The organism is Rhodococcus sp. 14-1411-2a (assembly GCF_002259485.1).
GTDB lineage: Bacteria > Actinomycetota > Actinomycetes > Mycobacteriales > Mycobacteriaceae > Rhodococcoides.
This window is the reverse complement of sequence record NZ_NPGA01000019.1, coordinates 475,369-502,250: the sequence shown is the minus strand read 5'-3', so window position 1 is coordinate 502,250 and position 26,882 is coordinate 475,369. Positions and strand designations below refer to the sequence as shown.

At 64.5% G+C, this 26,882-nt stretch carries 23 protein-coding genes and 1 tRNA gene; 15 read left to right on the top strand and 9 right to left on the bottom strand.

Annotated elements, in window-relative coordinates; genetic code table 11:
• Positions 1-103 precede the first annotated feature (103 nt).
• Positions 104-2,959 (top strand): alpha/beta fold hydrolase, encoded by a 2,856-nt coding sequence (locus tag CH291_RS21025; RefSeq protein WP_094688515.1) that lies wholly within the window; start codon positions 104-106, stop codon positions 2,957-2,959.
• The gene (locus CH291_RS21020; protein ID WP_068050992.1) at positions 2,956-3,813 is read left to right on the top strand and encodes an ABC transporter permease; all 858 of its coding nucleotides are present in this window, start codon (positions 2,956-2,958) and stop codon (positions 3,811-3,813) included. The genes CH291_RS21025 and CH291_RS21020 overlap by 4 nt, the downstream gene beginning before the upstream one ends.
• A 6-nt stretch (positions 3,814-3,819) precedes the next feature.
• Here the strand turns inward: CH291_RS21020 and CH291_RS21015 are convergent, their stop codons facing one another.
• Together CH291_RS21015 and uvrB are read right to left on the bottom strand one after the other, a co-directional pair.
• Complete coding sequence (locus CH291_RS21015; protein WP_068050988.1) at positions 3,820-4,686, bottom strand: SCO6745 family protein; 867 nt, start codon at positions 4,684-4,686, stop codon at positions 3,820-3,822.
• 19 nt (positions 4,687-4,705) lie between these two features.
• Positions 4,706-6,868 carry an excinuclease ABC subunit UvrB gene (gene uvrB, locus CH291_RS21010; protein WP_068050990.1) on the bottom strand — a complete coding sequence of 721 codons (2,163 nt, stop codon included), beginning with the start codon at positions 6,866-6,868 and terminating at the stop codon, positions 4,706-4,708.
• A gap of 78 nt (positions 6,869-6,946) precedes the next feature.
• Between uvrB and CH291_RS21005 the strand changes: the two genes are divergently transcribed.
• A complete protein-coding gene (locus tag CH291_RS21005) occupies positions 6,947-7,492 on the top strand; it encodes a DUF402 domain-containing protein (protein WP_094688514.1) in 546 nt (181 codons plus the stop codon).
• 16 nt (positions 7,493-7,508) lie between these two features.
• Here CH291_RS21005 and coaE read toward each other — a convergent pair whose 3' ends face one another.
• Positions 7,509-8,726 carry a dephospho-CoA kinase gene (gene coaE, locus CH291_RS21000; protein WP_094640082.1) on the bottom strand — a complete coding sequence of 406 codons (1,218 nt, stop codon included), beginning with the start codon at positions 8,724-8,726 and terminating at the stop codon, positions 7,509-7,511.
• Positions 8,727-8,855: 129 nt separating this feature from the next.
• On the opposite strand from coaE, the gene CH291_RS20995 reads away from it, so the two are divergent.
• Positions 8,856-9,065, top strand: a complete 210-nt coding sequence (locus CH291_RS20995; RefSeq protein WP_068050934.1) for a hypothetical protein — start codon at positions 8,856-8,858, stop codon at positions 9,063-9,065.
• A gap of 157 nt (positions 9,066-9,222) precedes the next feature.
• Here CH291_RS20995 and rpsA read toward each other — a convergent pair whose 3' ends face one another.
• Positions 9,223-10,701: a 30S ribosomal protein S1 gene (rpsA, locus tag CH291_RS20990; protein WP_027497255.1), complete on the bottom strand. Its 1,479-nt coding sequence runs from the start codon at positions 10,699-10,701 to the stop codon at positions 9,223-9,225.
• 215 nt (positions 10,702-10,916) lie between these two features.
• Between rpsA and CH291_RS20985 the strand changes: the two genes are divergently transcribed.
• Positions 10,917-11,744, top strand: a complete 828-nt coding sequence (locus CH291_RS20985) for a class I SAM-dependent methyltransferase (RefSeq protein WP_094688513.1) — start codon at positions 10,917-10,919, stop codon at positions 11,742-11,744.
• A gap of 15 nt (positions 11,745-11,759) precedes the next feature.
• On the opposite strand, the gene CH291_RS20980 is transcribed toward CH291_RS20985, so the two are convergent.
• Positions 11,760-12,857 carry an isocitrate/isopropylmalate dehydrogenase family protein gene (locus tag CH291_RS20980; protein WP_094688569.1) on the bottom strand — a complete coding sequence of 366 codons (1,098 nt, stop codon included), beginning with the start codon at positions 12,855-12,857 and terminating at the stop codon, positions 11,760-11,762.
• Positions 12,858-12,867: 10 nt separating this feature from the next.
• On the opposite strand from CH291_RS20980, the gene CH291_RS20975 reads away from it, so the two are divergent.
• The 3 genes from CH291_RS20975 (at position 12,868) to trxA (ending at position 15,040) form a co-directional block, all read left to right on the top strand.
• Positions 12,868-13,374: a 2'-5' RNA ligase family protein gene (locus tag CH291_RS20975; protein ID WP_094688570.1), complete on the top strand. Its 507-nt coding sequence runs from the start codon at positions 12,868-12,870 to the stop codon at positions 13,372-13,374.
• A 209-nt stretch (positions 13,375-13,583) separates the two neighbouring features.
• Positions 13,584-14,582 carry a helix-turn-helix domain-containing protein gene (locus CH291_RS20970; protein ID WP_068051869.1) on the top strand — a complete coding sequence of 333 codons (999 nt, stop codon included), beginning with the start codon at positions 13,584-13,586 and terminating at the stop codon, positions 14,580-14,582.
• 86 nt (positions 14,583-14,668) lie between these two features.
• The gene (gene trxA, locus CH291_RS20965) at positions 14,669-15,040 is read left to right on the top strand and encodes a thioredoxin (protein ID WP_037192657.1); all 372 of its coding nucleotides are present in this window, start codon (positions 14,669-14,671) and stop codon (positions 15,038-15,040) included.
• Between the two features lie 84 nt (positions 15,041-15,124).
• Here the strand turns inward: trxA and polA are convergent, their stop codons facing one another.
• Positions 15,125-17,866, bottom strand: a complete 2,742-nt coding sequence (polA, locus tag CH291_RS20960) for a DNA polymerase I (RefSeq protein ID WP_094688512.1) — start codon at positions 17,864-17,866, stop codon at positions 15,125-15,127.
• 260 nt (positions 17,867-18,126) lie between these two features.
• Between polA and CH291_RS20955 the strand changes: the two genes are divergently transcribed.
• The 4 genes from CH291_RS20955 to CH291_RS20940 are packed head-to-tail and all read left to right on the top strand — an operon-like array spanning position 18,127 to position 22,351.
• Positions 18,127-19,467, top strand: a complete 1,341-nt coding sequence (locus tag CH291_RS20955; RefSeq protein WP_068052133.1) for a branched-chain amino acid ABC transporter permease — start codon at positions 18,127-18,129, stop codon at positions 19,465-19,467.
• A 7-nt stretch (positions 19,468-19,474) separates the two neighbouring features.
• Positions 19,475-20,464: a branched-chain amino acid ABC transporter permease gene (locus CH291_RS20950; RefSeq protein ID WP_068052136.1), complete on the top strand. Its 990-nt coding sequence runs from the start codon at positions 19,475-19,477 to the stop codon at positions 20,462-20,464.
• Positions 20,457-21,554 carry an ABC transporter ATP-binding protein gene (locus CH291_RS20945; protein WP_256980927.1) on the top strand — a complete coding sequence of 366 codons (1,098 nt, stop codon included), beginning with the start codon at positions 20,457-20,459 and terminating at the stop codon, positions 21,552-21,554. Before CH291_RS20950 ends, CH291_RS20945 begins: the two co-directional genes overlap by 8 nt.
• Complete coding sequence (locus CH291_RS20940; protein WP_032394315.1) at positions 21,551-22,351, top strand: ABC transporter ATP-binding protein; 801 nt, start codon at positions 21,551-21,553, stop codon at positions 22,349-22,351. Before CH291_RS20945 ends, CH291_RS20940 begins: the two co-directional genes overlap by 4 nt.
• Positions 22,352-22,494: 143 nt before the next feature.
• Here CH291_RS20940 and CH291_RS20935 read toward each other — a convergent pair whose 3' ends face one another.
• Positions 22,495-23,829: an ABC transporter substrate-binding protein gene (locus CH291_RS20935; RefSeq protein WP_068052226.1), complete on the bottom strand. Its 1,335-nt coding sequence runs from the start codon at positions 23,827-23,829 to the stop codon at positions 22,495-22,497.
• Between the two features lie 173 nt (positions 23,830-24,002).
• Positions 24,003-24,635: an ANTAR domain-containing response regulator gene (locus tag CH291_RS20930; protein ID WP_094688511.1), complete on the bottom strand. Its 633-nt coding sequence runs from the start codon at positions 24,633-24,635 to the stop codon at positions 24,003-24,005.
• Positions 24,636-24,755: 120 nt separating this feature from the next.
• Here CH291_RS20930 and CH291_RS20925 point away from each other — a divergent pair.
• The 3 genes from CH291_RS20925 to CH291_RS20920 all read left to right on the top strand — a co-directional run bounded on the left by CH291_RS20925 (position 24,756) and on the right by CH291_RS20920 (position 25,802).
• Positions 24,756-24,832: transfer RNA gene (locus CH291_RS20925), tRNA-Leu, on the top strand.
• A gap of 58 nt (positions 24,833-24,890) precedes the next feature.
• The gene (locus CH291_RS26915; protein WP_176460260.1) at positions 24,891-25,067 is read left to right on the top strand and encodes a hypothetical protein; all 177 of its coding nucleotides are present in this window, start codon (positions 24,891-24,893) and stop codon (positions 25,065-25,067) included.
• Between the two features lie 3 nt (positions 25,068-25,070).
• Complete coding sequence (locus CH291_RS20920; RefSeq protein WP_094688510.1) at positions 25,071-25,802, top strand: AAA family ATPase; 732 nt, start codon at positions 25,071-25,073, stop codon at positions 25,800-25,802.
• Here the strand turns inward: CH291_RS20920 and CH291_RS20915 are convergent.
• Positions 25,787-26,881: an AraC family transcriptional regulator gene (locus CH291_RS20915; RefSeq protein WP_256980926.1), complete on the bottom strand. Its 1,095-nt coding sequence runs from the start codon at positions 26,879-26,881 to the stop codon at positions 25,787-25,789. The two genes, CH291_RS20920 and CH291_RS20915, sit on opposite strands and share 16 nt — an antisense overlap.
• Position 26,882: the final 1 nt, after the last annotated feature.

Genomic DNA, 26,882 nt, shown 5'->3' with positions numbered 1-26,882 from the left:
ACGTGGTCCGGGGACTGATTCGCTGACATTAGCCGGAACCGGCCGATCGGCACGTGAACTTGGGGAACAACACGATCCGCGCCACTCACATACATTGGTTTCCATGCCGATTCCCCGCCCGCCACTGTCGAGACGGGCCATGACTGTCGGTGCCGCCGTGATTGCGGTTCTGGCTGTAGCCGCCCTCGCATTCGTACTCCTCCCCCAGGATTCGAGCGCCGACACATCCACGCGTGATGCGCGCATCACGCTACCGGACAGCCCCGGATCGACGGGCACCGTCGACATCGACGCTCGTCTGTACGTCCCCGCCGTCACCCCCGCTCCGACGGTGCTGCTCGCCCACGGCTTCGGCGGCAGCAAGGACTCGGTCGACGGCGAGGCACGTGACCTCGCAGCCCGCGGGTACACCGTGCTCGCCTACAGTGCACGCGGGTTCGGCGACAGCACGGGATCGATCTCTCTCAACGACCCCGACCGCGAGGTCGCCGACGCACGCGAACTCATCGACTGGCTCGCCGAACAACCGGAGGTGGAACTCGACGCCCCCGGTGACCCGCACGTGGGTGTCGCCGGCGGATCGTACGGCGGCGCACTGGCTCTGAGCGCAGGCGGCACCGACCCCCGGATCGATTCGATAGCCGCAGCGATCACCTGGAACGACCTGGGTCAGGCGCTGTTCCCCAACTACGGCGTCACCTCCGCCGAGGGCCGAGAGGCCCTCGGCGACACCGCCACCCCCGCAGCTGCCGAATACGGCGGACCCGGCGTCCTCAAGCGCGGCTGGGCGGGAGTGTTCTTCGGAGTGGGCGCGTCCGGTGCAGCACCGGCCGGCGACGGAAACGGCACCGACGGCACCCAAGCGGGCACCGCCGAGGAGACATCCGCCTGCGGACGGTTCGCACCCGAGTTCTGCGACGCCTACGCCCAGTCCGCAGTGACCGGAATACCCAGCCAACAGCTCCTCGATCTGCTCACGGCCCACTCGCCGGTCGCGGTGGCGTCGAACATCACCGCGCCGACCCTGCTGGTTCAGGGTAGCCAGGACACGCTGTTCGGTCTGGATCAGGCCGACGCGACGGCTCGTCAGATCGCGGCGGCCGGTGGGAACGTCACCGTGCGATGGTTCGACGGCGGTCACGACGCAGGTGGGACGGACGGCACGAGCGATCAGGCCATCGCCGACTTCTTCGACACGACCTTGCGTGAGAGCGATGCTGCTGCAGATAGCCAGCCGTTCGTCTACTCCACTCAGCGGGCAGCCGACGAGCGCGGTGGCGACCGCAACCGCCGAATGACGGCTCCCGACTACCCGGGGCTCATCCCCGACTCCGACCCCACCGAGACTCGATCGCTGACGTTCACTCCCGCTGCGGAGAACCAGTCGATCATCCGTCCGCCCGGAGCGTCGCCGTCGGCGATCTCGTCGATACCCGGTTTGGGCTCGGTGCTCTCGACCCTGGGATCGACCGGGGCCGGAGCAGCCCTGACCGCGGACCTGCCGGGCCAGTCTGCAACGTTCACCAGCGAACCCGTCGATTCGTCCGTGACGGTCACCGGTGTGCCGCGGGTGAATCTGCGGGTGGCGTCGTTGGCCTCGCCGGGTCAAGCGGTCCTGTTCGCGAAGCTCTACGACGTTGCGCCGAACGGCACGAGAACGCTTCCGGGCGGGGCTGTCTCGGCGATCCGCCTGCCCGACACCGAGGGCATCGATCCCGTCGATGTCACCGTTGCCCTGCCGGGCATCAGCTACCTCGTCCAGCAGGGTCATCGCCTCGAACTGAGCATCTCCACCACCGATCAGGCGTACGCCGTGCCGCTCGAACCCGCACAGTTCAGCGTGGCCATGACCGACAACACCATCGCGTTGCCCACCGTCCCCGCGGAAGCGAGCGCCAACAGCACCGTTCCGGTGGCACCACTGATAGGCATCGGGATCGTCCTGCTCGCGGTCGCCGGTGCGATCGTGACCGGGGTCGTGCGGACCAGACGCCGCGCGGTCGCCGAAGTGGACGAGAGTCTGATCGACACTCCTCTGGTGATCACCGATCTGGCCAAGACGTACTCCAACGGCTTTCGCGCAGTCGACGGCGTCAGCTTCGAGGTGAAGCAGGGCCAGGTTCTGGGTCTGCTCGGGCCGAACGGTGCAGGCAAGACCACCACCCTGCGCATGTTGATGGGCCTGATCACTCCCACCGGTGGTGACATCAGGGTCTTCGGCCACAAGGTGACGCCAGGAGCACCGGTGCTGTCCAGGTTGGGCTCCTTCGTCGAGGGGTCGGGCTTTCTGCCGCACCTGACCGGAACACAGAATCTGCGGCTGTACTGGGAAGCGACAGGTCGCCCGATGGAGGACGCCCATGTCGAGGAAGCCCTCGAGATCGCAGACCTCGGCACCGCGATCGAACGCAAGGTCAAGTCGTACAGCCAAGGCATGCGGCAGAGGCTCGCCATCGCCCAGGCCATGCTGGGGTTGCCGGATCTGATGGTCCTGGACGAGCCGACCAACGGACTCGACCCACCGCAGATCAGGACGATGCGCGACGTGCTGATCAACTACGCGAAGACCGGACGAACCGTGTTGGTGTCGAGCCATCTCCTCGCCGAAGTGGAGCAGACCTGCACCCACGTGGTCGTCATGAATCGCGGATCGGTGATCAGTTCCGGCACTGTGCGCGAACTGACCGCGGCAGGCGGACAAACGGAGATCAGGGTCGACGACGCCGCCCGCGCGCAGTCGGTGCTCGGTACCTCCGGCCACGAGGGCGCAGTGATCGTCGACGACGGCACGGTGACCGTCGACCTGACCGACGCCGATGCCGCCGTCGTGATCCGAGAGCTCGTCACCGCGGGGATCTCGGTGCGCGGATTCTCGCAATCGACGCGCCTCGAAGACGTGTTCCTCGACCTCGTCCACCGAGACACCCCAGGGTCTTCCACCAGCAAGGATCGTTCATGAGCACCACACACGCAGACGGGCGCGCTGCCGGATACACCGGCGGTAGCACCTTGCCGTTCCGTACCGAGCTACGCAGGCAACTGGGTCGTCGACGCACTCAGCTGGCGATCGGCTTCCTGGCGCTGCTGCCGGTAATTCTCGCCATCGCCTTCACCGTCGGCAGCTCGAGTGCGGACTCGGATGCCGATGGGCTCATCGAGCTCGGCACCCGCGGTGGCATGAACTTCACGGTCTTCGCTCTGTTCATGTCCGTGGGCTTTCTGCTGATCGTGGTGGTGGCCCTGTTCTTCGGCGACTCGGTGGCAAGCGAAGCCTCGTGGTCGAGCCTGCGGTACCTGCTGGCCATTCCCGTGCCCAGGAGTCGTCTGCTGACGCAGAAGGCACTGGTGTCGGCGACGCTGTCCAGTGTTGCGATCCTGGTGCTCGTCGGGGTGTCGCTGTTGATCGGCACCGTGATGTACGGCGCGGAATCGCTGATCACCCCGCTGGGTGAAGGACTGCCCTACGGCACCTCGCTGGTACGGCTGCTGATCGCGGTCGCCTACATCGGGATCAACCTGCTGTGGGTCGCGGGCCTGGCCATGCTGCTGTCCGTGCTCACCGACGCCCCTCTCGGGGCCGTCGGCGGTGCGGTGATGACGTCGATTCTGATGCAGATTCTCGACCAGATCACGGCACTGGGATCACTCCGCAACTACCTGCCCGGGCACTACGCCAATTCGTGGATCGATGCATTCGGCACGAGCATCGACTGGAACGACATGGTGGTCGGTTCGTTCTCGGCCGTCACGTACGCGGCACTGTTCGGGTTGATCGCGTGGCGACGCTTCGGCACCAAGGACATCACCAGCTGAGGCGGGCTACTTCTTCTTGATCGCGGGCCCGAACACACCATCCGGAATGACGCCCGCACCGACGATCGTCTCGCGCCACGGCGTCGCGAGCGAAACCAGCCGAGCGGCACCGTCCTCGCCGAGGGCGGCCCACGGTGCAACGGCGAGGTCGTTGGTGATGTCCTCGACCAACGTACGGAGATCTTTCCCGTCCTGGGTCAGCGCACCGTCGGACGAGAGCAGCTCACGGTCGGCCAGAGACGCGACCGCCCCGTCCCACTGCTCGGTCGACCATCCGCGACGCTTGCGGGCGAACTCCTTCTCGAAGCCGTAGCCGGTGGCGGTATGGGTGATGAGTGCTTCGAGACCGCTCAGTCCCGCCGTCTGCAGCGCCGCGAGGTGACCGTCGCCGCGGTATTCGCGGATCAGAGTCAGGGCGTGCCACAGCACGAGATGCGGAGCTGTCGGCCAGTCGAGCTCGGCATACGCGGCGTACAGGGGTCGGCCGTCGTCACCGGGAATGCCACGGGCTGCGATCGATGCCAGGTCTGCGGCCTCGGCCATGTCCGCGGACGTCAGGACCTCGGGCCCGAGCAATCGGGCGAAGGCGGCATCGAGCGTGTCGTACCGGATTGCCATGATCTCGTCGGGCGACGCGATATCCCAGGCGGCCGGAATGAGCGGCGCGATCAGTTCACGATTGAAGTTGTAGAACGTAGCGGTGACGACACCTGCACCGACCCGCCCCAGAGGCGCTGCCCGGCCCGCGAAATAGCAGGCCCGCGGCGGCAACCCTGCGGCGACGAGAGCGTCCTGCGTCTCTGGAAGGAAATAGGTCATCGAGTGAATGAGCTCGAGCGCGCGAGAGGTGCGGCCGGCGGTGGTTGCGTCCATCGTTGAACCGTAACCGAACCTATTTGAGGCCTGCTGCATCCATCCCGCGCAGCTCCTTCTTCAGATCCTGGATCTCGTCGCGCAGTCGGCCGGCGAGCTCGAACTTGAGCTCGCGTGCCGCGTTCATCATCTGATCGGTCATGTTCTTGATCAGATCGGCCAGTTCGGCGCGGGGCATCGACGAGACGTCCTGGCCCTCGTACACCCCGGTGCTGACCGACCGGCCCGCCTCGCCCTGCGCTCGCCGACCCCGGCTGGCGTTGCGCCCGGATCCCCCGACTTCGACGACCGACTCGGTGTCCTCGGCTTCCTGGTACACCTGGTCGAGGATGTCGGCGATCTTCTTGCGCAGCGGCTGAGGGTCGACGCCTCGTTCCTTGTTGTACGCGATCTGCTTCTCACGCCGACGCTCGGTTTCCTCGATCGCGTAGGTCATGGAGTCGGTCATCTTGTCGGCGTACATGTGGACCTCGCCGGAGACGTTTCGGGCGGCACGGCCGATGGTCTGGATGAGGCTGGTGCCGCTCCGGAGGAAGCCTTCCTTGTCGGCGTCGAGAATCGCCACCAGCGAGACCTCGGGCAGGTCGAGACCCTCACGGAGCAGGTTGATGCCGACCAGCACGTCGTACTCGCCGAGTCGGAGCTGCCGGAGCAGTTCGACGCGGCGCAGCGTATCGATGTCGGAGTGCAGGTAGCGGACACGAATGCCCAGTTCGAGCAGGTAGTCGGTCAGATCCTCCGACATCTTCTTGGTCAGCGTGGTCACCAGCACACGCTCGTCCTTCTCCGCGCGTTCTCGAATCTGATGGACCAGGTCGTCGATCTGGCCCTTGGTCGGTTTGATGACGACCTTGGGATCGACGAGTCCGGTCGGACGGATCACCTGCTCGACGAACTCTCCCCCGGTCTGGCCCAGCTCGTACTTTCCCGGAGTTGCCGAGAGGTAGACCGTCTGACCGATCCGCTGAGTGAACTCCTCCCACGTCAACGGCCGATTGTCGGTCGCGGACGGCAGGCGGAACCCGAAGTCGACGAGGTTGCGCTTGCGGGACATGTCGCCCTCGTACATCGCCCCGATCTGCGGAACCGTCACGTGAGACTCGTCGATGACGAGCAGAAAGTCCTCGGGAAAGTAATCGATCAACGTGGCAGGCGCGGTACCTGCACCGCGTCCGTCGATGTGCCGCGAGTAGTTCTCGATACCCGAGCAGAACCCGACCTGCTTGATCATCTCCAGGTCGTATTGCGTCCGCATCCGCAGCCGCTGAGCCTCGAGCAGCTTTCCCTTGCCCTCCAGCTCCGCGAGCCGACCTTCGAGTTCGGCTTCGATGTCCTTGACGGCCCGTTCCATCCGCTCCGGCCCGGCAACGTAGTGCGTGGCCGGGAAGATGCGCACCGAATCGACCTGCCGAACGATGTCGCCGGTCAGCGGATGGAGGTAGTACAGCGCTTCGATCTCGTCGCCGAAGAACTCGATGCGAATCGCCAGTTCCTCGTAGGACGGAATGATCTCGACCGTGTCACCACGAACTCTGAACGATCCGCGGGTGAAGGCCATGTCGTTGCGGGTGTACTGCACGTCCACGAGCAACCGGAGCAGCGCGTCACGCTGCACTTCGACGTTGACCTCCAGCTCGATCGACCGATCGACGTAGGACTGCGGGGTACCGAGACCGTAGATGCACGACACCGACGCCACCACGACCACATCGCGGCGCGAGAGCAGAGATGCCGTCGCCGAGTGCCGCAGCCGCTCGACATCGTCGTTGATCGACGAGTCCTTCTCGATGTAGGTGTCGGTCTGCGCGATGTACGCCTCGGGCTGGTAGTAGTCGTAGTACGAGACGAAGTATTCGACTGCGTTGTTGGGCAACATGTCTCGCAGTTCGTTCGCCAACTGCGCCGCCAAGGTCTTGTTCGGTGCCATCACCAGAGTGGGGCGCTGCAGCTTCTCGATGAGCCAGGCAGTGGTGGCCGACTTACCGGTACCGGTGGCACCGAGCAGTACGACGTCCTTCTCGTCCGCCTTGATCCGCCGTTCCAGCTCGGCGATGGCGGTCGGCTGATCGCCTGCCGGCGTGTGTTCGCTGACGACCTCGAACGCCGGTCCGGTGCGCTCGATTGCGCCTACCGGACGGTGCTCGGAGTGCGCGACAACGGGATGTTCGGATGCAAACGCCATTTCACAAGCGTAGACGCGACCACCGACAAGTTCCGTCGGGCAGACCCCGGACGTCGGTTCCCGGTAGCTTCTACAGGCATGGTCGCTCACACGTCAGCCGGTGCGCACACCGTCGTTCATGCCCCCAAGCACGAGACGTTCGACCTCGTCGCCGAGACGAACGTGGATCCCAAGGGGTTCGTCCGTGTCGTCGACGAATACCGCGTCGAGCCGTGGGGGCTGTACATGGCCCGCCCGTCCGATCACGCCCACTTCGACTACCTGGAGTCCTGGTTGCTGCCCGCTCTGGGGCTACGGGCCTCGGTGTTCCACTATCTGCCCGCGCACGCCCGCGATCAGGACTACTACGTCGACATCGGCGAGTACACCGCCGGCGCCACCCGATGGACATCCGTCGACCACTATCTCGACCTCAGCGTGCGTACCGGCCGCGATTACGACCTGCTCGACGTCGACGAGCTGTTCGACGCTCGGGTGGCGCGCCATCTCGACACCCCCACGGCCGAGCTCGCGCTGGCCAGATCGATCACGGCCATCGAAGGACTGACGCGGCACGACTACGACCTGAACGCGTGGCTCGCATCCCTCGGAATGCCGACCGAGTGGAACGGCAAGCCGTCCTGACTCGGTCGGCCCCGATTCACGCGGTCCAGTCGGTCTGCTCCGCCCACTGCCATGCCCGACGGTATGCCACATCGAACCATGGGGCTTTCGCGTTCTCGTAGGCCTCGATGGCCGAGCCGAAGTCGGTGATTCCGGCAGCGGCCTCGGAGGCGCGTCGCTTGATTCCGGCGTATTCGGTGGTGATGTTGTCGTCCGCTCGCAGCCAGTCCCGGAACAGCAGGGCGAACGTCTGATTCGGCCAGCCGTCGACCCGGATATGTACGTTCGCCGGCCGGCCGGGGTCTGCGCTGCCGTGAAAACGCTTGGCCCACACGGCAGGATCGGCTTCTCCGCCGATTCCGTATGCGGGCTTTGGATAGTCGAAGTTGCTGGCCTCTCGCCGAGGGAACCCTGCCACGCGCAGCTGCTCGGCGACAGCATCGGCGTCGTCGAGCCCGCGCACGGTGATCTGAATGTCGATGACATCCTTCGCGTCGAGACCGGGCACCGCGGTGGAGCCGATGTGGTCGATTCGGACCGCTTTGTCCGCGCAGGCAAGGGCCAGGCGCGAGATGATGCGTCGGGCCTGCGATTCCCACGTGGGGTCGGCCGTCACCTGTTCCGGATGAACGCGCGCGATGATCCCCTCCCTGATGTTGCGCTCGAAGGGAATCAGGCGCTCGTTCCACAGGGCTCGGACGACGTCGTCGACGCTGCCTGGCGCACCGGTGTTGTCGATCCACACGTCTGCTGCAGCGCGGCGCGCATCATCGGTTGCCTGCGCTGCGATCCGCGCGCGAGCGTCGGCCTCGGGCATGCCTCGCTGTCCCGTCAGACGACGCACCCGTTCCTCGGCGTCGACCCACACGATGACCACGAGGTGAAAGAACGGGCCCATCGATCCCTCCACGAGGAGCGGAATGTCCTGCACCACTACGGCATCCGGCGCTGCACCGTCGATGATCGCGGCGGTGCGCTCGCCGACCAACGGATGAACGATGGCGTTGAGCTTCTTGCGGGATTCCTCGTCGCCGAATGCCTTGGTCGCCAACGCCGGACGGTCGAGCGAGCCGTCGGGTGCGAGAATGTCGACTCCGAAGGTGTCCGTCAGTCGTTGCAGCCCAGGCGTTCCCGGCTCCACGACTTCACGGGCAAGCACATCGGAGTCGACGAGCACTCCCCCGAGTTCGGTCAGCACCTTGGCAACGGTCGATTTTCCGGCACCTATTCCACCGGTCAGTCCCAGTCTCAGCATGCAACCAGTCTGACACTCGAACACGCCGAATCACACCAGCCTCAAATGCACCGTTTTCGGAGGTGGGTCGGTTATCTTCGACGGGCGAGACCTCGATGTGCCGACCCACAGCTATTGAAAAGGACACCCATGCGAAGCAATCAGATCCAACCGGGTCGGCACCGCCTTGGCATGGATGCAGGCGTTCATTGCATTCTCATCCCGGAAGTAGCCTCGGCGTTGGCCGACCATCGGCGTAACTGGTTCACCAACCTCCTGACCCCCGCCCGCCACAGCTTCGCCAGCATGCGCAAGCGCACGGAGAGCGTCGGCCAGTGGAGTCCAGCCACCGCCGCGTAGTTCGCACTCCCCCTCACACATGGGCCCGGTTCATCGGAACCGGGTCCATTGTCGTGTCCGCAGCTTCTCTGCTCCCCTGATTCGAAACGAGAAAGCCCCGGTTCTCACGTGGAGAACCGGGGCTCGGTGTCACACCCTCACGGGTGGACCACTTCTATCAGGCGTTGCCCGACAGCTTCTCGCGAAGTGCAGCGAGCTGCGCATCGCTGGCCAGCGAACCACCGGTCGAGGCCGGAGCCGACGCTGCGGGAGCGTCGCCTTCTGCATCGGCGGGGGCCTGACCCGACTCGGAGGAGTAGTTGGTGTTGGCGGCTTCGGCAGCTTCGTCCTTGGCCGTCTTCTCCATCTGAGCGGTGTGCATCTTGTGGCGACGCTCCGCCTCGGCGTAGCGACCTTCCCACTCTTCACGCTGCTTCTCGTAACCTTCGAGCCATTCGTTGGTCTCGGAGTCGAAGCCTTCGGGGAAGATGTAGTTGCCACCCTCGTCGTACGAGTCGGCCATGCCGTACTTGGACGGATCGAACTCTTCTGCGTAGTCCTCGTTGGCCTGCTTGAGGCTCAACGAAATCCGGCGACGCTCGAGATCGATGTCGATGACCTTGACGAGTGCGTCGTCGCCGACACCCACGACCTGGTCCGGAACCTCCACGTGGCGCTCGGCCAGCTCGGAGATGTGCACGAGGCCCTCGATGCCCTCTTCGACGCGCACGAATGCACCGAAGGGAACGAGCTTGGTGACCTTGCCGGGCACGATCTGGCCGATCGCGTGGGTGCGAGCGAACTGGCGCCACGGATCTTCCTGAGTTGCCTTGAGCGACAGCGAAACACGCTCGCGGTCCAGGTCGACGTCGAGAACCTCGACGGTGACCTCGGTGCCGACCTCGACAACCTCGGACGGGTGATCGATGTGCTTCCAGGACAGCTCGGAGACGTGCACGAGTCCGTCGACGCCACCCAGGTCCACGAAGGCACCGAAGTTGACGATGGAGGACACGACGCCCTTGCGGACCTGGCCCTTCTGAAGCTGGTGCAGGAACTCGCTGCGGACCTCGGACTGGGTCTGCTCGAGCCATGCGCGGCGCGACAGGACCACGTTGTTGCGGTTCTTGTCGAGCTCGATGATCTTGGCCTCGATCTCCTTGCCGACGTACGGCTGGAGGTCGCGGACGCGACGCATCTCGACGAGCGAGGCGGGAAGGAAGCCACGAAGACCGATGTCCAGGATGAGTCCACCCTTGACGACCTCGATGACGGTGCCCTTGACGGCCTCGTCCTTCTCCTTGAGCTCCTCGATCGTGCCCCAAGCGCGCTCGTACTGAGCTCGCTTCTTGGACAGGATCAGACGGCCTTCCTTGTCCTCCTTGGTGAGGACGAGTGCTTCGATCTCATCTCCCACGGAGACGACCTCGTTGGGGTCGACGTCGTGCTTGATGGAGAGCTCGCGGGAAGGAATGACGCCTTCGGTCTTGTAACCGATGTCGAGTAGAACCTCGTCACGATCGACCTTGACGATGGTGCCCTCGACGATGTCACCATCGTTGAAGTACTTGATCGTGGCGTCGATGGCGGCGAGAAAATCCTCTGCGGAGCCGATATCGTTGACGGCTACCTGCGGTGAGGTTGTGGTTGAGGGCATGTGTTGAGTTGCTCCGGACGGGTTGGGTATCGGTTGATGGATGTTCGGTCGGACTTGGTGAAACGTGTGCAACACGAGCATCTTCGGCGAATCCGTTGCCGGATCCGTGTGCGCCGAGGTCGAGGGAACCCGACCTGGGCGCAGCATGAACACACTCGCGTTGAACAGGGTACGCGATGCCGCAGTACCAGCACAAACCCGGTTAGAGTCGGCGTGTGACCGATCTTTCCACACCGTCGTCCACTCCCGGCCGCGGCCGAATCGATTCGGTCGCGAGTGACCGCGCGAGTCGTCTCTGGTGGGATTCCGACGCCGAGAGCTACCACCGTACGCACGGCGCGTTTCTCGGAGTGTCGACCGAATCCGGGGAGTTCGTCTGGTGCCCGGAGGGGCTGCACGAGGGCGACGTGCATCTGCTGGGCGACGTCGCGGGCAAGGACGTCCTCGAAGTGGGCTGCGGCAGTGCACCGTGCGCCCGCTGGCTCGGAACCCAGGGTGCGCGCGCGATCGGTCTCGACATCTCGATGGGCATGTTGCAGCGCGGCGTCGATGCAATGGCCGCGGGCGGGTCGACGGTTCCGCTGGTGCAGGCCAGTGCCGAGTCCTTACCGTTTGCCGACGAGCGGTTCGACATCGTCTGCTCGGCCTTCGGTGCGGTGCCGTTCGTCGCGGACTCCGCCAATGTGATGAAGGAAGTCACGCGGGTACTGCGGCCGGGCGGGATCTGGGTGTTCGCCGTCAACCATCCGATGCGCTGGGTGTTTCCCGACGATCCCGGGGTCGGCGGTCTGACCGCGACGATTCCGTACTTCGATCGAACCCCGTACGTCGAATACGACGCCGACGGGACTCCCAACTACGTGGAGCACCACCGGACGATCGGTGACCGCGTGCGCGAGCTGGTCGCCGCAGGTCTCGAGGTGCGCGACATCGTCGAACCGGACTGGCCGGAATGGCTCGACCGCGAGTGGGGACAGTGGAGTCCACTGCGCGGGCAACTCTTTCCGGGCACCGCGATCTTCAGCAGCCGCAAACCGCTCTGACCGAGTGCGCCGCGATCAGCGCCGGTGCACCCGGGCTTCCACGGCCTCGGTGAATGCGCTGGTCGACGCCTGCCCACCGAGGTCGGCTGTCGCGACCCCGGATTCGACCGTGGCGTCGACGGCGTCACGGATCCGGCCGGCGGCCGCGGCCAGCCGATCGTCCGTGTGGCGCGGGGCGAGCCACTCGAGCAGCATTGCAGCGGACAGGAAGAGTGCCGTCGGATTGGCCCGGTTCTTCCCTGCGATGTCCGGGGCCGACCCGTGCGAGGCCTGCGCCATCGCCTGGGTTTCCGAGGAGTTGATCGACGGCGCGGTGCCCAGCGACCCGGACAGCTCACCTGTCAGATCCGACAGAATGTCACCGAACATGTTCTCGGCCACGATGACGTCGTAGTCCTCGCCCCGCCGAACCAGGTGCGCCGCGAGCGCGTCGACGTGCTCCTCGGTGACCTGGACGTGAGGAAATTGCTCGCCCACGGCGCGGCACGCATCGCGGAACAGCCCCGTCGTCATCGACAGCACGTTGGTCTTGTGCACGATGGTCATTTTCCTGCTGCGTCGCTCGGCCAGCGAGAATGCCTCACATGCAATGCGTTCGCAGGCCGCGCGCGTGAACACTCCGACGGCCAACGCCACATCGGGAGTGGGCATGAACTCCCCGCTGCCGACGAACATGTTGCGATCTGCGTAGAACCCCTCGGTGTTCTCCCGCACGACCACCAGATCCATTCGCGGGGACAGCGCCCGTACGCCGGGCAGTGCCTTCGCCGGCCGGATGTTGGCGAACAGGTCGAATTTCTTGCGAATCCGTCCGCCTGGAGTCAGTTCGGATCGGAACGGCTCCGGATACGACGCGCTGTCGTGCGGTCCCAGAATCCAGCTTTCGAGCTCACCCAATTCGTCCAGCGTGCTCCCGGGTACCGGCGTTCCGTGCTGGTCGATGGCGTCCATGCCCAGCGGGAGGCGCACCCAGTCCACGGCCGGGCCGCCGACGGACGCCAGGGCCGCGTCGACCACCCGGATCGTCGCGGGCACTATCTCGTGGCCTATCCCGTCGCCGGTCATGGCCCCGATCCTGAGCGTCGTCGTATTCCGGCCGTCAGTCTGCGACATCATGGGCTCCATGGTGCAGTCCGCAGAACTACTACTCGACTCCGGCCTCGACGCTGCGGTGCGCCGCGAGTGGGCGGCGCTGTCCGAGGCCGGGCTCCCGAGCCAGAACCGCCACCGCGGTGAGTCGAATCGCCCGCACATCACCGTCGCAGTGGCGTCGTCGATGCCGACCGCGGTGGACGATGGCAATGCGGTCCGATTCGATCCGTTCGATGTGCGCCTGGGCGGGCTCGTCGTGTTCGGCGGTCGAACGATCACCCTGGCGCGACTGGTCGTTCCGTCGAGCGAGTTGCTCGATCTGCACGGCCGGATGCACGAGGCCGTGGGCGAACGTTCGCTCGACCACCTCGAACCCGGCCGATGGACACCGCACGTGACGGTGGCTCGCCGGTTGACGCCCGAGGAGGCAGGAGCGGCGGTGCGCCTGCTCTCGGCGGACATCGACGATCTGGTGGGATCTGCGGTTGCGCTGCGCCGGTGGGACGGCGATGCCAAGCGCGAATGGCGGATCGGCTGACCCCGGGCACCCTAGAACCGGAAGTCGCCGAACTGGGTCACCTCCGCGTGGGTATCGGGAGCGAGGCCTGCGAGCACGAGGACGTCGAGGGCCAGGAACAACAGCACAACTACCAATACAATTGTCATGCCGCTAGCCTCCAACCTGCGAACAGTGCGCACGAGTGGCAGTAAAGCCATATATCGACGACTTTCTGCCATACTTTTTTCATGCTGAAACGAGTGGTTGTCGCGCTGATGCCGTTGACCGAACAGTTCGAGCTGGGCGTCGCCTGCGAGGTGTTCGGATTCGATCGCTCGGACGAGGGCCTACCCACCTACGACTTCTCTCTGATCGCAGGTGTCCCCCAACCGATCCGCACCCGCGTCGGTTACACCATCGACGTGCCGCACGATCTCGACAGTCTCGACAGCGCCGATCTGATCATCATTCCGGCCGGTGGCACCGAGACGGCTGTGGACGGCAGCTTCGTGTGCGGAACCGAATACGACGCATCCATCGAACCCCTGCTGGCCAAGCTTCGCGCAGCGGTGGAACGAGGCGCGATGGTCGCGAGCCTGTGCAACGGTGCTTTCGTACTCGGCAAAGCGGGACTTCTCGACGGCAGACCCTGCACGACGCATTGGCGGCACTCCGCCTCACTGGCCGCAAAATACCCCCTGGCACAGGTGGATCCGAACGTCCTCTACGTGGATGCGGGCAACGTACTCACCAGCGCAGGGACGGCAGCCGGAATCGACCTGTGCCTGCACATCGTGCGCAAGTACCAGGGCAGCGTCGTGGCCAACGGGATCGCTCGCCGGATGGTCGTTCCTCCGCATCGTGATGGCGGCCAGGCTCAATTCGTCACCAGTCCGCTGCCCGCCACTCGTACCGAGACACTGGCTCCGCTGCTGGACTGGATGACCGAGAATCTCGACTCCGAGCTGACCATCGGTCGACTGGCGGCGCGGGTGAACATGTCGGCGCGAACCTTCGCCCGCAAGTTCGCGGCCGAAACCGGAACCACACCCGCGCGCTGGCTCAACGACCAACGAGTACTGGCGGCGCAGCAGCTGTTGGAGAACTCGGATCTGCCGATGGATTCGATCGCCGAGGTGGTCGGTTTCGGCAATGCCGCGGCCCTGCGGCAGCATTTCGTGAGGTTGCGATGCACCACGCCGAATGCGTATCGCCGCACGTTCCGTGCCGCACCCCAGCCCGCCTGATACAGGCGCTCCGACCCGACCGGGATGATTCCGGTCAATACCTGCGTTGAGACACACCAGAAGCGCAATCAATCGAAAGGGACCGCGTGGCCACTCAGACTTTGACCCAGCAGAATTTCGACGAGATCGTGACGAACAACGACGTGGTGTTGGTCGATTTCTGGGCGTCCTGGTGCGGACCGTGCCGCCAGTTCGCGCCGACGTTCGAGAAGTCGTCCGACGCGCACCCCGACGTGGTGCACGCCAAGGTGGACACCGAGGCCGAGCAGGGACTTGCTGCCGCGGCGCAGATCCAGTCGATCCCGACGATCATGGCGTTCCGCGAAGGAATTCTGGTGTACGCACAGCCCGGTGCACTGCCTGCGCCGGCGCTCGAGGACCTCGTCGGTCAGATCAAGGCACTCGACATGGATGTCGTGCGCCAGCAGATCGCCGAGCAGGCTCCCGCGGCGGAGTAGTTTTCCGCCGCTGCACACGACGCGAAGGGCCGCTCACCGAATTCGGTGAGCGGCCCTTCGTCGTTCTTCCTGCGCGGCCTCGAATCAGTGCGCAGCGGCATCCCAGCTGCGGCCGGTGCCGACCGAGACTTCCAAGGGCACCGACAGTTCGATGGCCGAGGACATCTTGTCGCGTACGAGCGCTTCGACTTCCTCACGCTCGGATTCGACGACCTCGAGCACCAGTTCGTCGTGGACCTGCAACAGCATTCGTGACTTCAGCGTCGACTCCGCCAGTGATCGGTGCACGTCGATCATCGCGACCTTGATGATGTCTGCGGCGGTGCCCTGGATCGGGGCGTTGAGAGCTGCCCGCTCGGCGACCTCGCGGCGCTGACGGTTGTCGCTGTTGAGATCGGGCAGGTAGCGGCGCCTGCCGTACAGCGTGGAGGTGTATCCCACCTTGCGCGCTTCCTCGACGGCGTTGCGCAGGTAGTCACGGACACCACCGAACCGCGCGAAGTACGCCTCCATCTGCTGCTTCGCCTCGTCGGTGGAGATCTTGAGCTGCGCGGCGAGACCGAATGCGCTGAGTCCGTATGCCAATCCGTACGACATCGCCTTGACCCGGCGACGCAGTTCGGGGGTGACCTCCTCGATCGGCACGCCGAACGCCCGGGCACCGACGAAACTGTGCAGATCCTCGCCGGTGTTGAACGCCTCGATCAGACCTTCGTCGCCGGATACGTGCGCCATGATGCGCATTTCGATCTGGCTGTAGTCGGCAGTGAGCAGCGTGTCGTATCCGGCCCCGACGACGAAGCCGTCACGGATGTGGCGTCCCGCCTCGTTGCGTACCGGAATGTTCTGCAGGTTCGGCTCGGTGGACGACAGTCGTCCGGTGGCCGCGACCGTCTGGTTGAACGTGGTGTGAATGCGTCCGTCGTCGGCGACGGATTTCAACAGGCCGTCGACCGTCACCTTCATCCGCGTCGCGTCCCGGTGATCGAGCAGGAATTTCAGGAACGGATGCTCGGTCTTCTCGAACAGCCCCTGCAGCGCATCGGCATCGGTGGTGTACCCGGTCTTCGTCTTCTTCGTCTTGGGCATGTCGAGTTCCTCGAACAGCACCACCTGCAACTGCTTCGGAGATCCGAGGTTGATCTGCTTGTCGATCACGCCGTAGGCGGAGTTCGCGGCCTCGTCCACCTGCGCGGCGAATCCGGACTGCAACGCGCGGAGGTGATCACCGTTCACGGCGATACCCGTTGCCTCGACATCGGCCAACACCGTCAGCAGCGGCAGCTCCATCTCGGAGAGCAGGGTGGTCGACTCGATGGCGGCGAGCTCGGCGTCCAACGCATCGGCCAGGTCGATCACGGCCCGCGCCTTGAGAATCTCTCCCTCCGCGAACGCCGCATCGGCGGTGTCCTCGGCATCGAGCAACGACATCTGACCTTCACCCGCATCCTCCACCCGGAGTTCGCGTTTGAGGTAGCGCAACGACAGGTCGTCGAGATTGAACGATCGCTGACCGGGCCGCACCAGGTACGCCGCCAGCGCGGTGTCGGTGGTCAAGCCGCCGAGGGTCCAGCCGCGCCCACGAACCGCATGCAGAGCCCACTTGGCCTCGTGCAGAGCCTTGGGTTGCGATGCATCTGCGAGCCAGACCGCGAGTGCCTGCTCGTCGGATTCGTCCAGAGCGGTCGTCGTGACGAACGCGCCCTCGCCGTCGGCCGCGGCGATCGCCACCGACGTCGCATCGCTGTCGAACGGCCGACGCGGGCCGAGAATCGACAGCCCACTACGCCTGCCGTCGGCTGCGTGTTCCGCGAGCCATGCGGCCAGTTCACCCGGTGCGACGATGCCGCCGCGGACGTCGAACCCTTCCTCCGCCTCGGGTTCGACCGACGCGAGTGTCTCGAACAACCGGTCCCGCAGAATGCGGAACTCCAGGTCGTCGAACAAGGCGTGGATCTTCTCGCGGTCCCACGGAGCGAGTTCGAGCTGATCGGGGGTGTAGGGCAACGGCACATCTCGGACCATCTCGGTGAGCTCGCGGTTGAGCACCACGCTCGACAGGTTGGCGCGCAGTGCATCTCCCACCTTGCCCTTGACCTTGTCCACGTTGTCGACAAGGGCGGTGAGGGAACCGTATTCGATGATCCACTTGGTCGCCGTCTTCTCGCCGACACCAGGAATGCCAGGAAGGTTGTCGCTCGGGTCTCCGCGCAGGGCCGCGAAGTCAGGGTACTGCGACGGCGTCAACCCGTACTTGGTGGCGACCTCGTCGGGAGTGAACCGAGTCAGATCCGAGACGCCCTTGCGCGGATACAACACCGTGACGTTGTCGGTCACGAGCTGCAGCGCATCGCGGTCGCCGGTGACCACCAGGACGCGGTAGCCGAGCGCCTCTGCCTGGGTCACCAGAGTGGCGATGATGTCGTCCGCCTCGAAGCCGGCCTCTGCCATCACCGGAATACCCATGGCCCCGAGTACGTCCTTGGTGATGTCGACCTGGCCGGCGAACTCGTCCGGGGTCTTGCTGCGGTTGGCCTTGTACTCGGGGAACCGCTCGGCGCGGAAGGTCTGCCGCGAGACGTCGAACGCCGCCGCGATGTGCGTCGGTTTCTCGTCCCGCAGCAGATTGATCAACATCGAGGTGAACCCGTACACGGCGTTGGTGGACTGACCGCTGGTGGTCTTGAAGTTGTCCGCAGGCAACGCGAAGAAGGCACGGAACGCCATCGAGTGGCCGTCGATGAGCAGCAACGTGGGCCGCTCCCCGCCCGCCTTCGCGTCGGTATCGGCTGCGGGCGCTGCACTTTTCTCCGTTACTGGGCTCACGGTTGACCAGTCTAGGGAGCGGGTCCGACAACTCGAAGCCGGATGCAGGCGCCGCGACGCGATCGCTCTCACGGCGCGCGTCGTGCACCGCGAAACACAACCGATACTTTCCGGAAATCTCAGTCGCCGATTTTGCGTCGTTTCAGCGGATAGAGTCCGACAATTGCAGTAAATCCCCAACCCGTGACTCAACGACAACCGTCCGGAGGACGTGCGTGGCTCCAAATGTTCGATGGACCAGAAAGGTGCAACCGCCGAGGTTGCGCGCAAGATCTGCCGTTCGGCTCTTCCAGCGAACACTCCTACTCGCCGTTCTGAGTTCCATTGCCGCGCTGCTGTTCAGTGCGCCGGCATTGGCCCAGGAACCTACCCCCACTCCCCCGGCAGCACCGGGGACCAGCGCCGAACAGGCACCGCCTGCGGACGCGGTCAGCGTCGCCGGATCTCTCAACAACGGTGGCGAAAGACTCATCGGCGTCGATGTCGCGGCGCTGGACGCGTCCGGCTCCGAAGTCGCCCGCACCACCAGTGAAACCGGCGGCCGGTGGACCCTCGAATTGTCTCCCGGCACATACACATTCCAGGTGGTCCAGGAAACGCTCCCCGACGGCGTCAGCGTTCAGGGCGAGGTCCAGCGCGATGTGGAGGCCGGGCGTTCCAACACCGTCATCTTCTCGTTCGGCGAGGCCAGAACCGCCACCAGCATTCCGTTCTACGAGAAGTTCGTACGCACTACGGTCGACGGCTTTCGCTTCGGCCTCGTCATCGCGCTCGCCGCGGTCGGACTGAGTCTGATCTTCGGCACCACCGGTCTGACGAACTTCGCGCACGGAGAGATGGTCACCCTCGGTGCCGTCGCGGCGTGGTTCTTCAACGTCAGTGTCGGGATACAACTCATCCCGGCCACGCTGCTGGCGATCGTCGTGGGAGTCGCGATCGGCTGGCTCAACAACGCTCTGATATGGCGGCCGTTGCGCAAACGAAGGACCGGCCTCATCGCACAGCTCGTGGTGACGATCGGCCTCGCGATCGCACTGCGCTATCTCATCCTGATCTTCTTCTCGGACCGCTCCGAACCCTTCGACGACTACCAGGCTCAGACCGAGAACAACTGGGGTCCGCTCTCGATCACCAACGTCAACCTCGCCTGCATCGTCATCAGCATCGTCGTTCTGGTCGGCGTCGCACTGATGTTGCAGCGCACCAAGATCGGCAAGGCCATGCGTGCGGTTGCCGACAACCGGGACCTCGCTGCGTCCTCCGGCATCAACGTCGAGCGCGTGGTCACGTTCGTCTGGTGCCTCGGCGGCGGCCTGGCTGCCCTCGGCGGCGTGTTGTTCGGGCTCTCCGAACTCGGCGGTCGCGTCCAGTGGGAGATGGGCTTCAAACTCCTGTTGCTCATGTTCGCCGGCATCACACTCGGTGGACTGGGAACGGCCTACGGCGCCTTCCTCGGTTGCGTCATCGTCGGTCTGCTCGTGCAGTGGTCGACGCTGGTCATCAATCCCGATCTCAAATACATCGGAGGGTTGCTCGTCTTGATTCTCATCCTCGTCGTCCGTCCACAGGGCATCCTCGGCTCGCGACAAAGGATCGGGTGACCTTCACATGGATATCATCGGCGCACTTCAGATCTCACTCGCTCAGCTGGTCGGCCCGTCGGCCATCTTCTACGCTCTACTCGCCATCGGCCTGAACCTGCACTTCGGTTACGCCGGACTGCTCAACTTCGGTCAGATCGGCTTCGCACTGCTCGGCGGCTACGGCGTCGGCATCACCACGATCACCTACGAACAGCCGCTGTGGCTGGGCATTCTGGTCGGCCTCGCTGCAGCCGGGTTACTGGCCCTGGTTCTCGGCATTCCGACGCTGCGACTGCGAGCCGACTATCTCGCGATCGTCACCATCGCCGCCTCGGAAATTCTCCGATTGGTGTTTCGGTCCACCGCAACGGATTCGGTGACCAAATCCACCAACGGCATCACCGGCTTCGCCGGCCCGTTCACCAGTATGAGCCCGTTCGAGGGTGGTAAGTCCTACGAATTCATCGGCGTGCGGTTCCTCGGCAACGATCTGTGGGCCATGCTCGTCGGCTGGACGCTGGTCCTGCTGCTGTGCGGCGTGGTCTACCTGCTGACGCACAGCCCGTGGGGACGCGTCCTCAAGGCTGTCCGTGAGGACGAGGACGCAGCCCGTTCCCTGGGCAAGAACGTCTTCGTCTACAAGATGCAGGCACTGGTTCTCGGTGGCGTCATCGGCGGTATGGGCGGTGTGTTCAACGCACTGCAGACCCAATCCATCAACCCGGACTTCTACTCGACGGCGCAGACGTTCTTCGCCTTCGGCGCACTGATTCTCGGTGGGGCGGCAACAGTGTTCGGCCCGGTACTGGGCGCGATGCTCTTCTGGTTCCTGCTGTCCATTCCCGATGCGATTCTGCGGCAACTGATCTCCGGCGACGACCCGGTGCTCAATCTCACCGGCGCTCAGGTCGGTGCCACGCGATTCGTGCTCCTGGGAATCCTGATCGCCGTCTTGATGGTGTTCAGACCTCAGGGCATTCTCGGCAACAAGCGAGAGGTTCAACTCAATGCCTGACCCGAGCAAGGATGCTGCTGCAACGGCCGCACCGAGCAAGAAAGCAAGCACACTCGAATCACGCGCTGCGCAGGCGTTGTCGAGCGATCAACGCGCCGCCCTGTTCGCCGGTGTTCCCAACGAACCCGGCGCACCGAAACCGGACGCCACGATGGTCGTCGACGGCGTCTCGCGCACCTTCGGTGGCCTCAAGGCCGTCGACGTGGCGCACCTCGAGATTCAGCGGGGCTGCATCACCGGACTGATCGGGCCCAACGGCGCAGGCAAGACCACCCTGTTCAACCTGCTCACGGGATTCGATCGACCCGACACGGGAACCTGGTCGATGGACGGTCAGGAACTGGGCCGGATGCATCCGCACCAGGTGGCCCGCAAAGGTGTGGTGCGCACGTTCCAGTTGACCAAGGCGCTGTCGAAACTGACTGTGCTGGACAATGTTCGGCTGGGTGCGACGGGTCAGCGCGGTGAGCGCATGATCAACACCTTCATGCCGTGGACGTGGAAGGCCCAGGAACGTCAGATCACCGAACGCGCCTACGAGCTACTGGGCCGCTTCAAGCTCGACGCCAAGGCCGACGACCTCGCCGGCTCGTTGTCCGGCGGCCAGCGCAAGCTGCTGGAGATGGCGCGTGCGTTGATGACCGATCCGTCGGTGGTCATGCTCGACGAGCCCATGGCCGGGGTCAATCCGGCTCTGACGCAGTCACTTCTGGGGCACATCAAGTCGCTTCGCGACGACGGTATGACGGTGGTGTTCGTCGAGCACGACATGGACGTCATCCGCAACATCAGTGACTGGGTGGTGGTGATGGCTCAAGGCAGCATCATTGCCGAGTCCACCCCCGAGGAGCTCTCCAACAACGGAGCCGTCGTCGACGCGTATCTCGGTAGCCATCACGATCAGGCTCTCGAGTTCGATGCCGACGGCAATCCGGTCGGTGCCACAGCGGAGCTGGCGGAGGCACTGAAGAAGGCCGAGGCCGAGGAACTCGAAGCGGGAGGCGACCTCTCGGAGCCGGAGTTCGCCCGCCCGATCGCAACCGACGGCACCGAAGGCGGCTCGCACCGGGCCAAGGAGGACGACCGATGAGCGAACAAACATTGACGCCGGCGGAATTCGCCGCGACACCCGAGGAACATGCTCGACTCGCCGAAGGTGCACTGCTGCGCGCGGACGGGTTGGTGGCCGGATACATCCCCGGTGTCAACATCCTCAGCGAGTGCAACTTCTTTCTCAACGACGGCGAGATCGTCGGCATCATCGGACCCAACGGTGCCGGGAAGTCGACTCTCCTCAAGACCCTGTTCGGTCTGGTCGCCGTCCGTGAGGGCAGCGTCAAACTGCGCGGCGACAACATCACCTCCGCAGAAGCGCATGTGTTGGTCACCAAGGGAGTCGGCTACGTTCCGCAGACGCAGAACGTGTTCCCGTCACTCACCATCGAAGAGAACCTCGAGATGGGAATCTATCTGCGTCCCAAGAAGTTCGGTGAGCGTTTCGAGTTCGTCAGCGAGCTGTTCCCGCTGCTCGGCGAGCGCAAGAAGGTCAAAGCAGGCGCGCTGTCCGGCGGCGAACGACAGATGGTCGCCATGGGACGCGCACTGATGATGGAGCCGTCGGTACTGCTGCTCGACGAGCCGTCGGCCGGATTGTCTCCGATGTTCCAGGACGAGGTGTTCATCCGCTGCAAGAAGATCAATGCAGCGGGCGTCTCGATCATCATGGTCGAGCAGAACGCTCGTCGCTGCCTCCAGATCTGCGACCGTGGCTACGTACTCGATCAGGGCCGCAACGCCTACACCGACACCGGTCCGGCATTGATGAACGACCCGAAGGTGATCGAGCTGTACCTCGGCACACTGGCGGGAAGCAAAGAGAAGAAGTAGCTGCTCGGCAAACGACGACGGCCCCGGTTCGACATCGAACCGGGGCCGTCGTCGTTGCCGTCGAACGTGTGACACCTACGAAGACCTCTGGGCCCGAGTCCTGATCGAGGACTCGGGCCCAGAGGCCGTGTGACAGTTACAGATCACTCACCGACGACGATGTAATCTTCCGTCGTCAGGGTGTTGTCCGGTCCGAAGACCAGGTTGCCGTAGGAACCGGTGGCGGGCTCTCCTGCGTCACTGAAGTTCAGCGCGCCGGTGATTCCGTCGTAGTCGATATCGGTTCCGGCCTTGACGAGCGGAAGGCACTCGGCGTAGCTGGTGCACTTGGTGCCGTCCTTGGTGACGCTGTTGATGTTGGCCGCGATGTCGGTACCTGCCGTCGACTTGGCCTGCTCGGCAGCCAGCGCCGAGATGATCACTGCGTCGTAGGACTCACCCGCGTAGTTGAAGTCCACCAGAGCCGGATCGACGACCTTGAGACGATCCTGGAATCCGGTGCCGACATCGGTCAACGGAGTGGTGCCGCGCATCGTGTCCAGCAGACCCGCTGCGACCGACTCACCGAGGGCGTTGCCCATGTTGCCGTCGACGCCGTAGACCAGCGTGCCGTCGGACGGTCCGATGCCGATCTCGTGCATACGGGTGATGATCTTCGCGGACTCCTCGAAGCCGATGATGGCCACGGCGTCCGGGTTGAAGTTCTTCACACCGTCGACCTCGGCGTTGAACGACTGTGCGTTCGGGTCGTAGATCGTGGTCTGGATCTGGTCCGCCGCGATGCCCGCCTCTTCGAGGTTGTCCGCGGTGTTCGCGGCCAGGCCCGTGCCGTACGGGTCGTTGAGCGCGAGGATGGCGACGCGCTGCGCACCGTCCTGGGCGATCAGCTGGGACAGGGCCTGTGCCTGCAGCACGTCGGTGGGTGCGGTACGGAAGTACTGCCCCTTGTCCGGGTAGCAGACGAACTGATCGGACGTGTTGGCCGGCGAGAACTGCACGACGCCTGCGCTGGCGATCTTGTCGATGACCTTGAGCGAGACCGAGGACGACGCTGCACCGACGATGACGTCGGAACCGCCGGCGAGCAAGCGGTCCACCGTGGTGTTGGCGGTATCGGTCGTCGTGTCGCCCGAGTCACCGGGGATGAGCGTGACGGGCTGCTCGAGGACGCCACCGGCTTCGTTGACGTCGTTGACGGCCAGCTGCACACCGGCAACTTCGGGCGGGCCGAGGAAGGCCAGGGTTCCGGTCTCGGGGAGAAGGGTTCCCACCACCAGCGGGGCCGTGTCCGGGGTTGCCCCGGCAGTGGCCTGCTCGGGCGTGCAGTCGGTGGAGACGGTCGTTTCCGCGGCTGCAGTGCCGCCGCTGGCACTGGTGGAGTCGGTCGAGCCCGAGTCGTCGCTCGACGAACAGCCGAACAGTGCGAGCGAGGTAACGCTCAGCACCGCAGCCGTGCGGACATAGGTCCGAATTGCCATCTAGGTTCTCCTTGAAATTGCTCGTCGATGAAGCGCACCTGAGTTACATGTGGCTCACGTGTGGGTCAGACGCTAATGCTCGGAGCCGATTCGCAAGGCCTAGAACGACGCTCGTGACCTGACTGTGACCTAGAGAGTCGAAGTTTTACGTGGCCGTAGCTTTCGCCGGCCGATCAGCTGTCTCCCACGGGCTTGTTCGCAGGGCTACCGAGCGTGTCGATCACGACCTCCGCGACGGCCTTCATCGTCGTCCTGCGATCCATCGCGGCGCGCTGAATCCACTTGAACGCCTGCGGTTCTGTGAGCGATTGCGATTCCATCAGGATGCCCTTGGCCTTCTCGATGAGCTTGCGCGTCTCGAGCCGATCCTGCAGATCCACGATCTCGGATTCGAGGGCGGAGATCTCACCGAAACGGCTGGCGGCCAACTCCACCGCAGGCATCAGATCGGCTTTGGTGAACGGCTTGACCAGATACGCCATGGCCCCGGCATCGCGCGCTTTCTCCACGAGTTCGCGTTGACTGAACGCGGTGAGAATGACGACGGGCGCAATGCGCTTCTCAGCAATCTCCGACGCCGCATCGATTCCGTCCCGACGCGGCATCTTCACATCCATGATGACCAGATCGGGACGCAGTTCGACGGCCAACTCCACCGCCTGCTGACCGTCGGCCGCTTCACCGACCACGTCGTACCCCTCCTCGCGGAGCATCTCCACGAGGTCCAATCGGATCAGGGATTCGTCCTCTGCCACCACCACACGAAGCGGGGGCTTGCCAGTACCGTGCGCACCAGGAGCATTCATCTGTATCGGTCTCCTTTGACAGTCATCGCCCATCAGGGCCGTCGAGCATCTGAAGGGTACCGGTGCGCGAGGCCGAAAGCGCATCTTCTAAACTCGTCAATCGTTGCTTGAAAGACGCCAGCCCTCGTATCCCAATTGGCAGAGGAAACGGATTCAAAACCCGTCCAGTGTGAGTTCGAGTCTCACCGAGGGCACCACAGCAGCCACGAATCGGTATCGGTAAAGGCCGCTCGTGATCGCGCCTACAGTGGAGTGATGTACATACCCAGCAGTCTTCGTTGCCACGACACCAGTGCGGGCAATTTGTGCGCAGCGAAGGTCGACCATCGTTTCGGGGATTCGGCGGACCGGTCCGCCCAGTGGGTCTTCTACACCTGCAGCGCCGATTCCACTCACGAGACCGGTTACGTGGACCGCCTGGTCACTGCCTGAACCATGTTCGTAGAACGCGCGTACGTCCATGCCGACGATGTCGGATCGGACTGGCCCTTCACCGTGCCTGCTGTCGCCGACCTCGCTCGCGACGGACTCGAGTTCCTGGCACCGGTCACAATTCTGGTCGGAGACAACGGTTCCGGTAAATCGACTCTCGTCGAAGCAATAGCCGAGGGTTTCGGAATCGATGCCCGCGGCGGTCGCGCGGCGCAGCAGTCGCGTCGACTCGACGAGGTGACCAGCGCGCTCGGAGAGGTACTCGAACTCGAGACCACGCCACGAGGTTCTCGAATGCTTCGTGGCCCACGACCGAACAAGCGCGGCTTCTTCCTGCGCGCCGAGACCGCGTTCGACATGGCCGAGAACCTCGGCGGCGTGCCGGGTTTCTGGGACGAGAACACCGCCGAGATGAGCCACGGTGAAGGGTTCCTGACCATGTTCGGTGCAATGTTGGACGAACCCGGTTTCTACGTTCTGGACGAGCCCGAATCGGCCCTGTCGTTCACCGCGAGCCTGCAGCTCGTTGCACTGATGTCCGAGCTGGGCAATGACGGCGCGCAGATCGTCTGCGCCACCCACTCACCGATTCTGGCGTCGACGCCCGGTGCGGACATCGTCGAAGTAGGCGAACACGGTCTACGCCGAAGCACTTGGGACGAACTCGAATTGGTACAGCACTGGCGCCGCTACCTCGACGACCCCAACAGCTATCTCCGTCACCTGCTCGACTGACCGTCGGCCATCGACACCTCACGACGGCGACGCACACTTCCCGGCGAGACGCCCGTGGCGCGCTTGAACGCCTTCCCGAACGCAGCCTCCGACAGATACCCACTGCGCCGGGCCACTTCGGCCATCACCACGTCCTCGGATCGCAACGTGCCGTACGCGACCTGCATCCGCCACGTCGCGAGATAGCTCATCACGGAATCACCGACCAGCTCGGTGAAACGTGCCGAGAACGCAGAGCGAGACATGTTCACCCTCGATGCCAGACCCGCAACGGTCCACCGCTCGTGCGGGTGTCGATGGATCATCGCCAACGCCGTTCCGATCCGATCGTCCTGCAATGCACCGAGCCAACCCGACTGCGCACCTGGCGTATTCGCGATCCACGACCGCAGCGCGTGGATCACCAGAATGTCGGACAGCCGGGTGATCACCGCTTCTCCCCCGGGCTCGAGCACACGCGCCTCGTCCGCGACCATAGCCAGTACGTTCTGCATCCTCGATTGCCTCGGGCCCGGATCAGCGTCGACCACCACCAGCGCGGGCAACAGGCGAACGAGCTTCTGCGCTGCAGGATGATCCAGCCGCACCGCCCCGCACACGAGAGTCGCAGCACGGCCGGCACCGCCCGCGTCGTGAGTGAGCACCGCGTAGCGATCGCTGATGTACTCGTGCGGGAGATCGTGAACGCTCGTCGCCTGAACCGATGCGTCGCCGGCTGCGGTGAGCACGTGCCCTCGCCCGTGCGGTACCAACGCGAAATCGCCGGGGATCAGCTCACGCGTCGGCTCGCCGGGAACCGACAATGCGCAACTGCCGTCGACGACCGTGTGAAACCACAGCGCATCCTCCATGGCGGGCAATGCGAGACCCCAGGATCCGCTCATCTCGGAGCGCACGTAGAACGATCCGGTCATCCGTAGAAAGCGCAGCGCTTCACCCAGGGGGTCGGACGACTTCCAGGGATCTGCGCCGCGCATGCACCGATCGTCCCACGAAATGGACGATCGGACATCGAACGCGGCTGTGTGCGCATTGCTCATCCAGCCTCTCGGGACGAGGGTGGACAACTGAACGCTCACC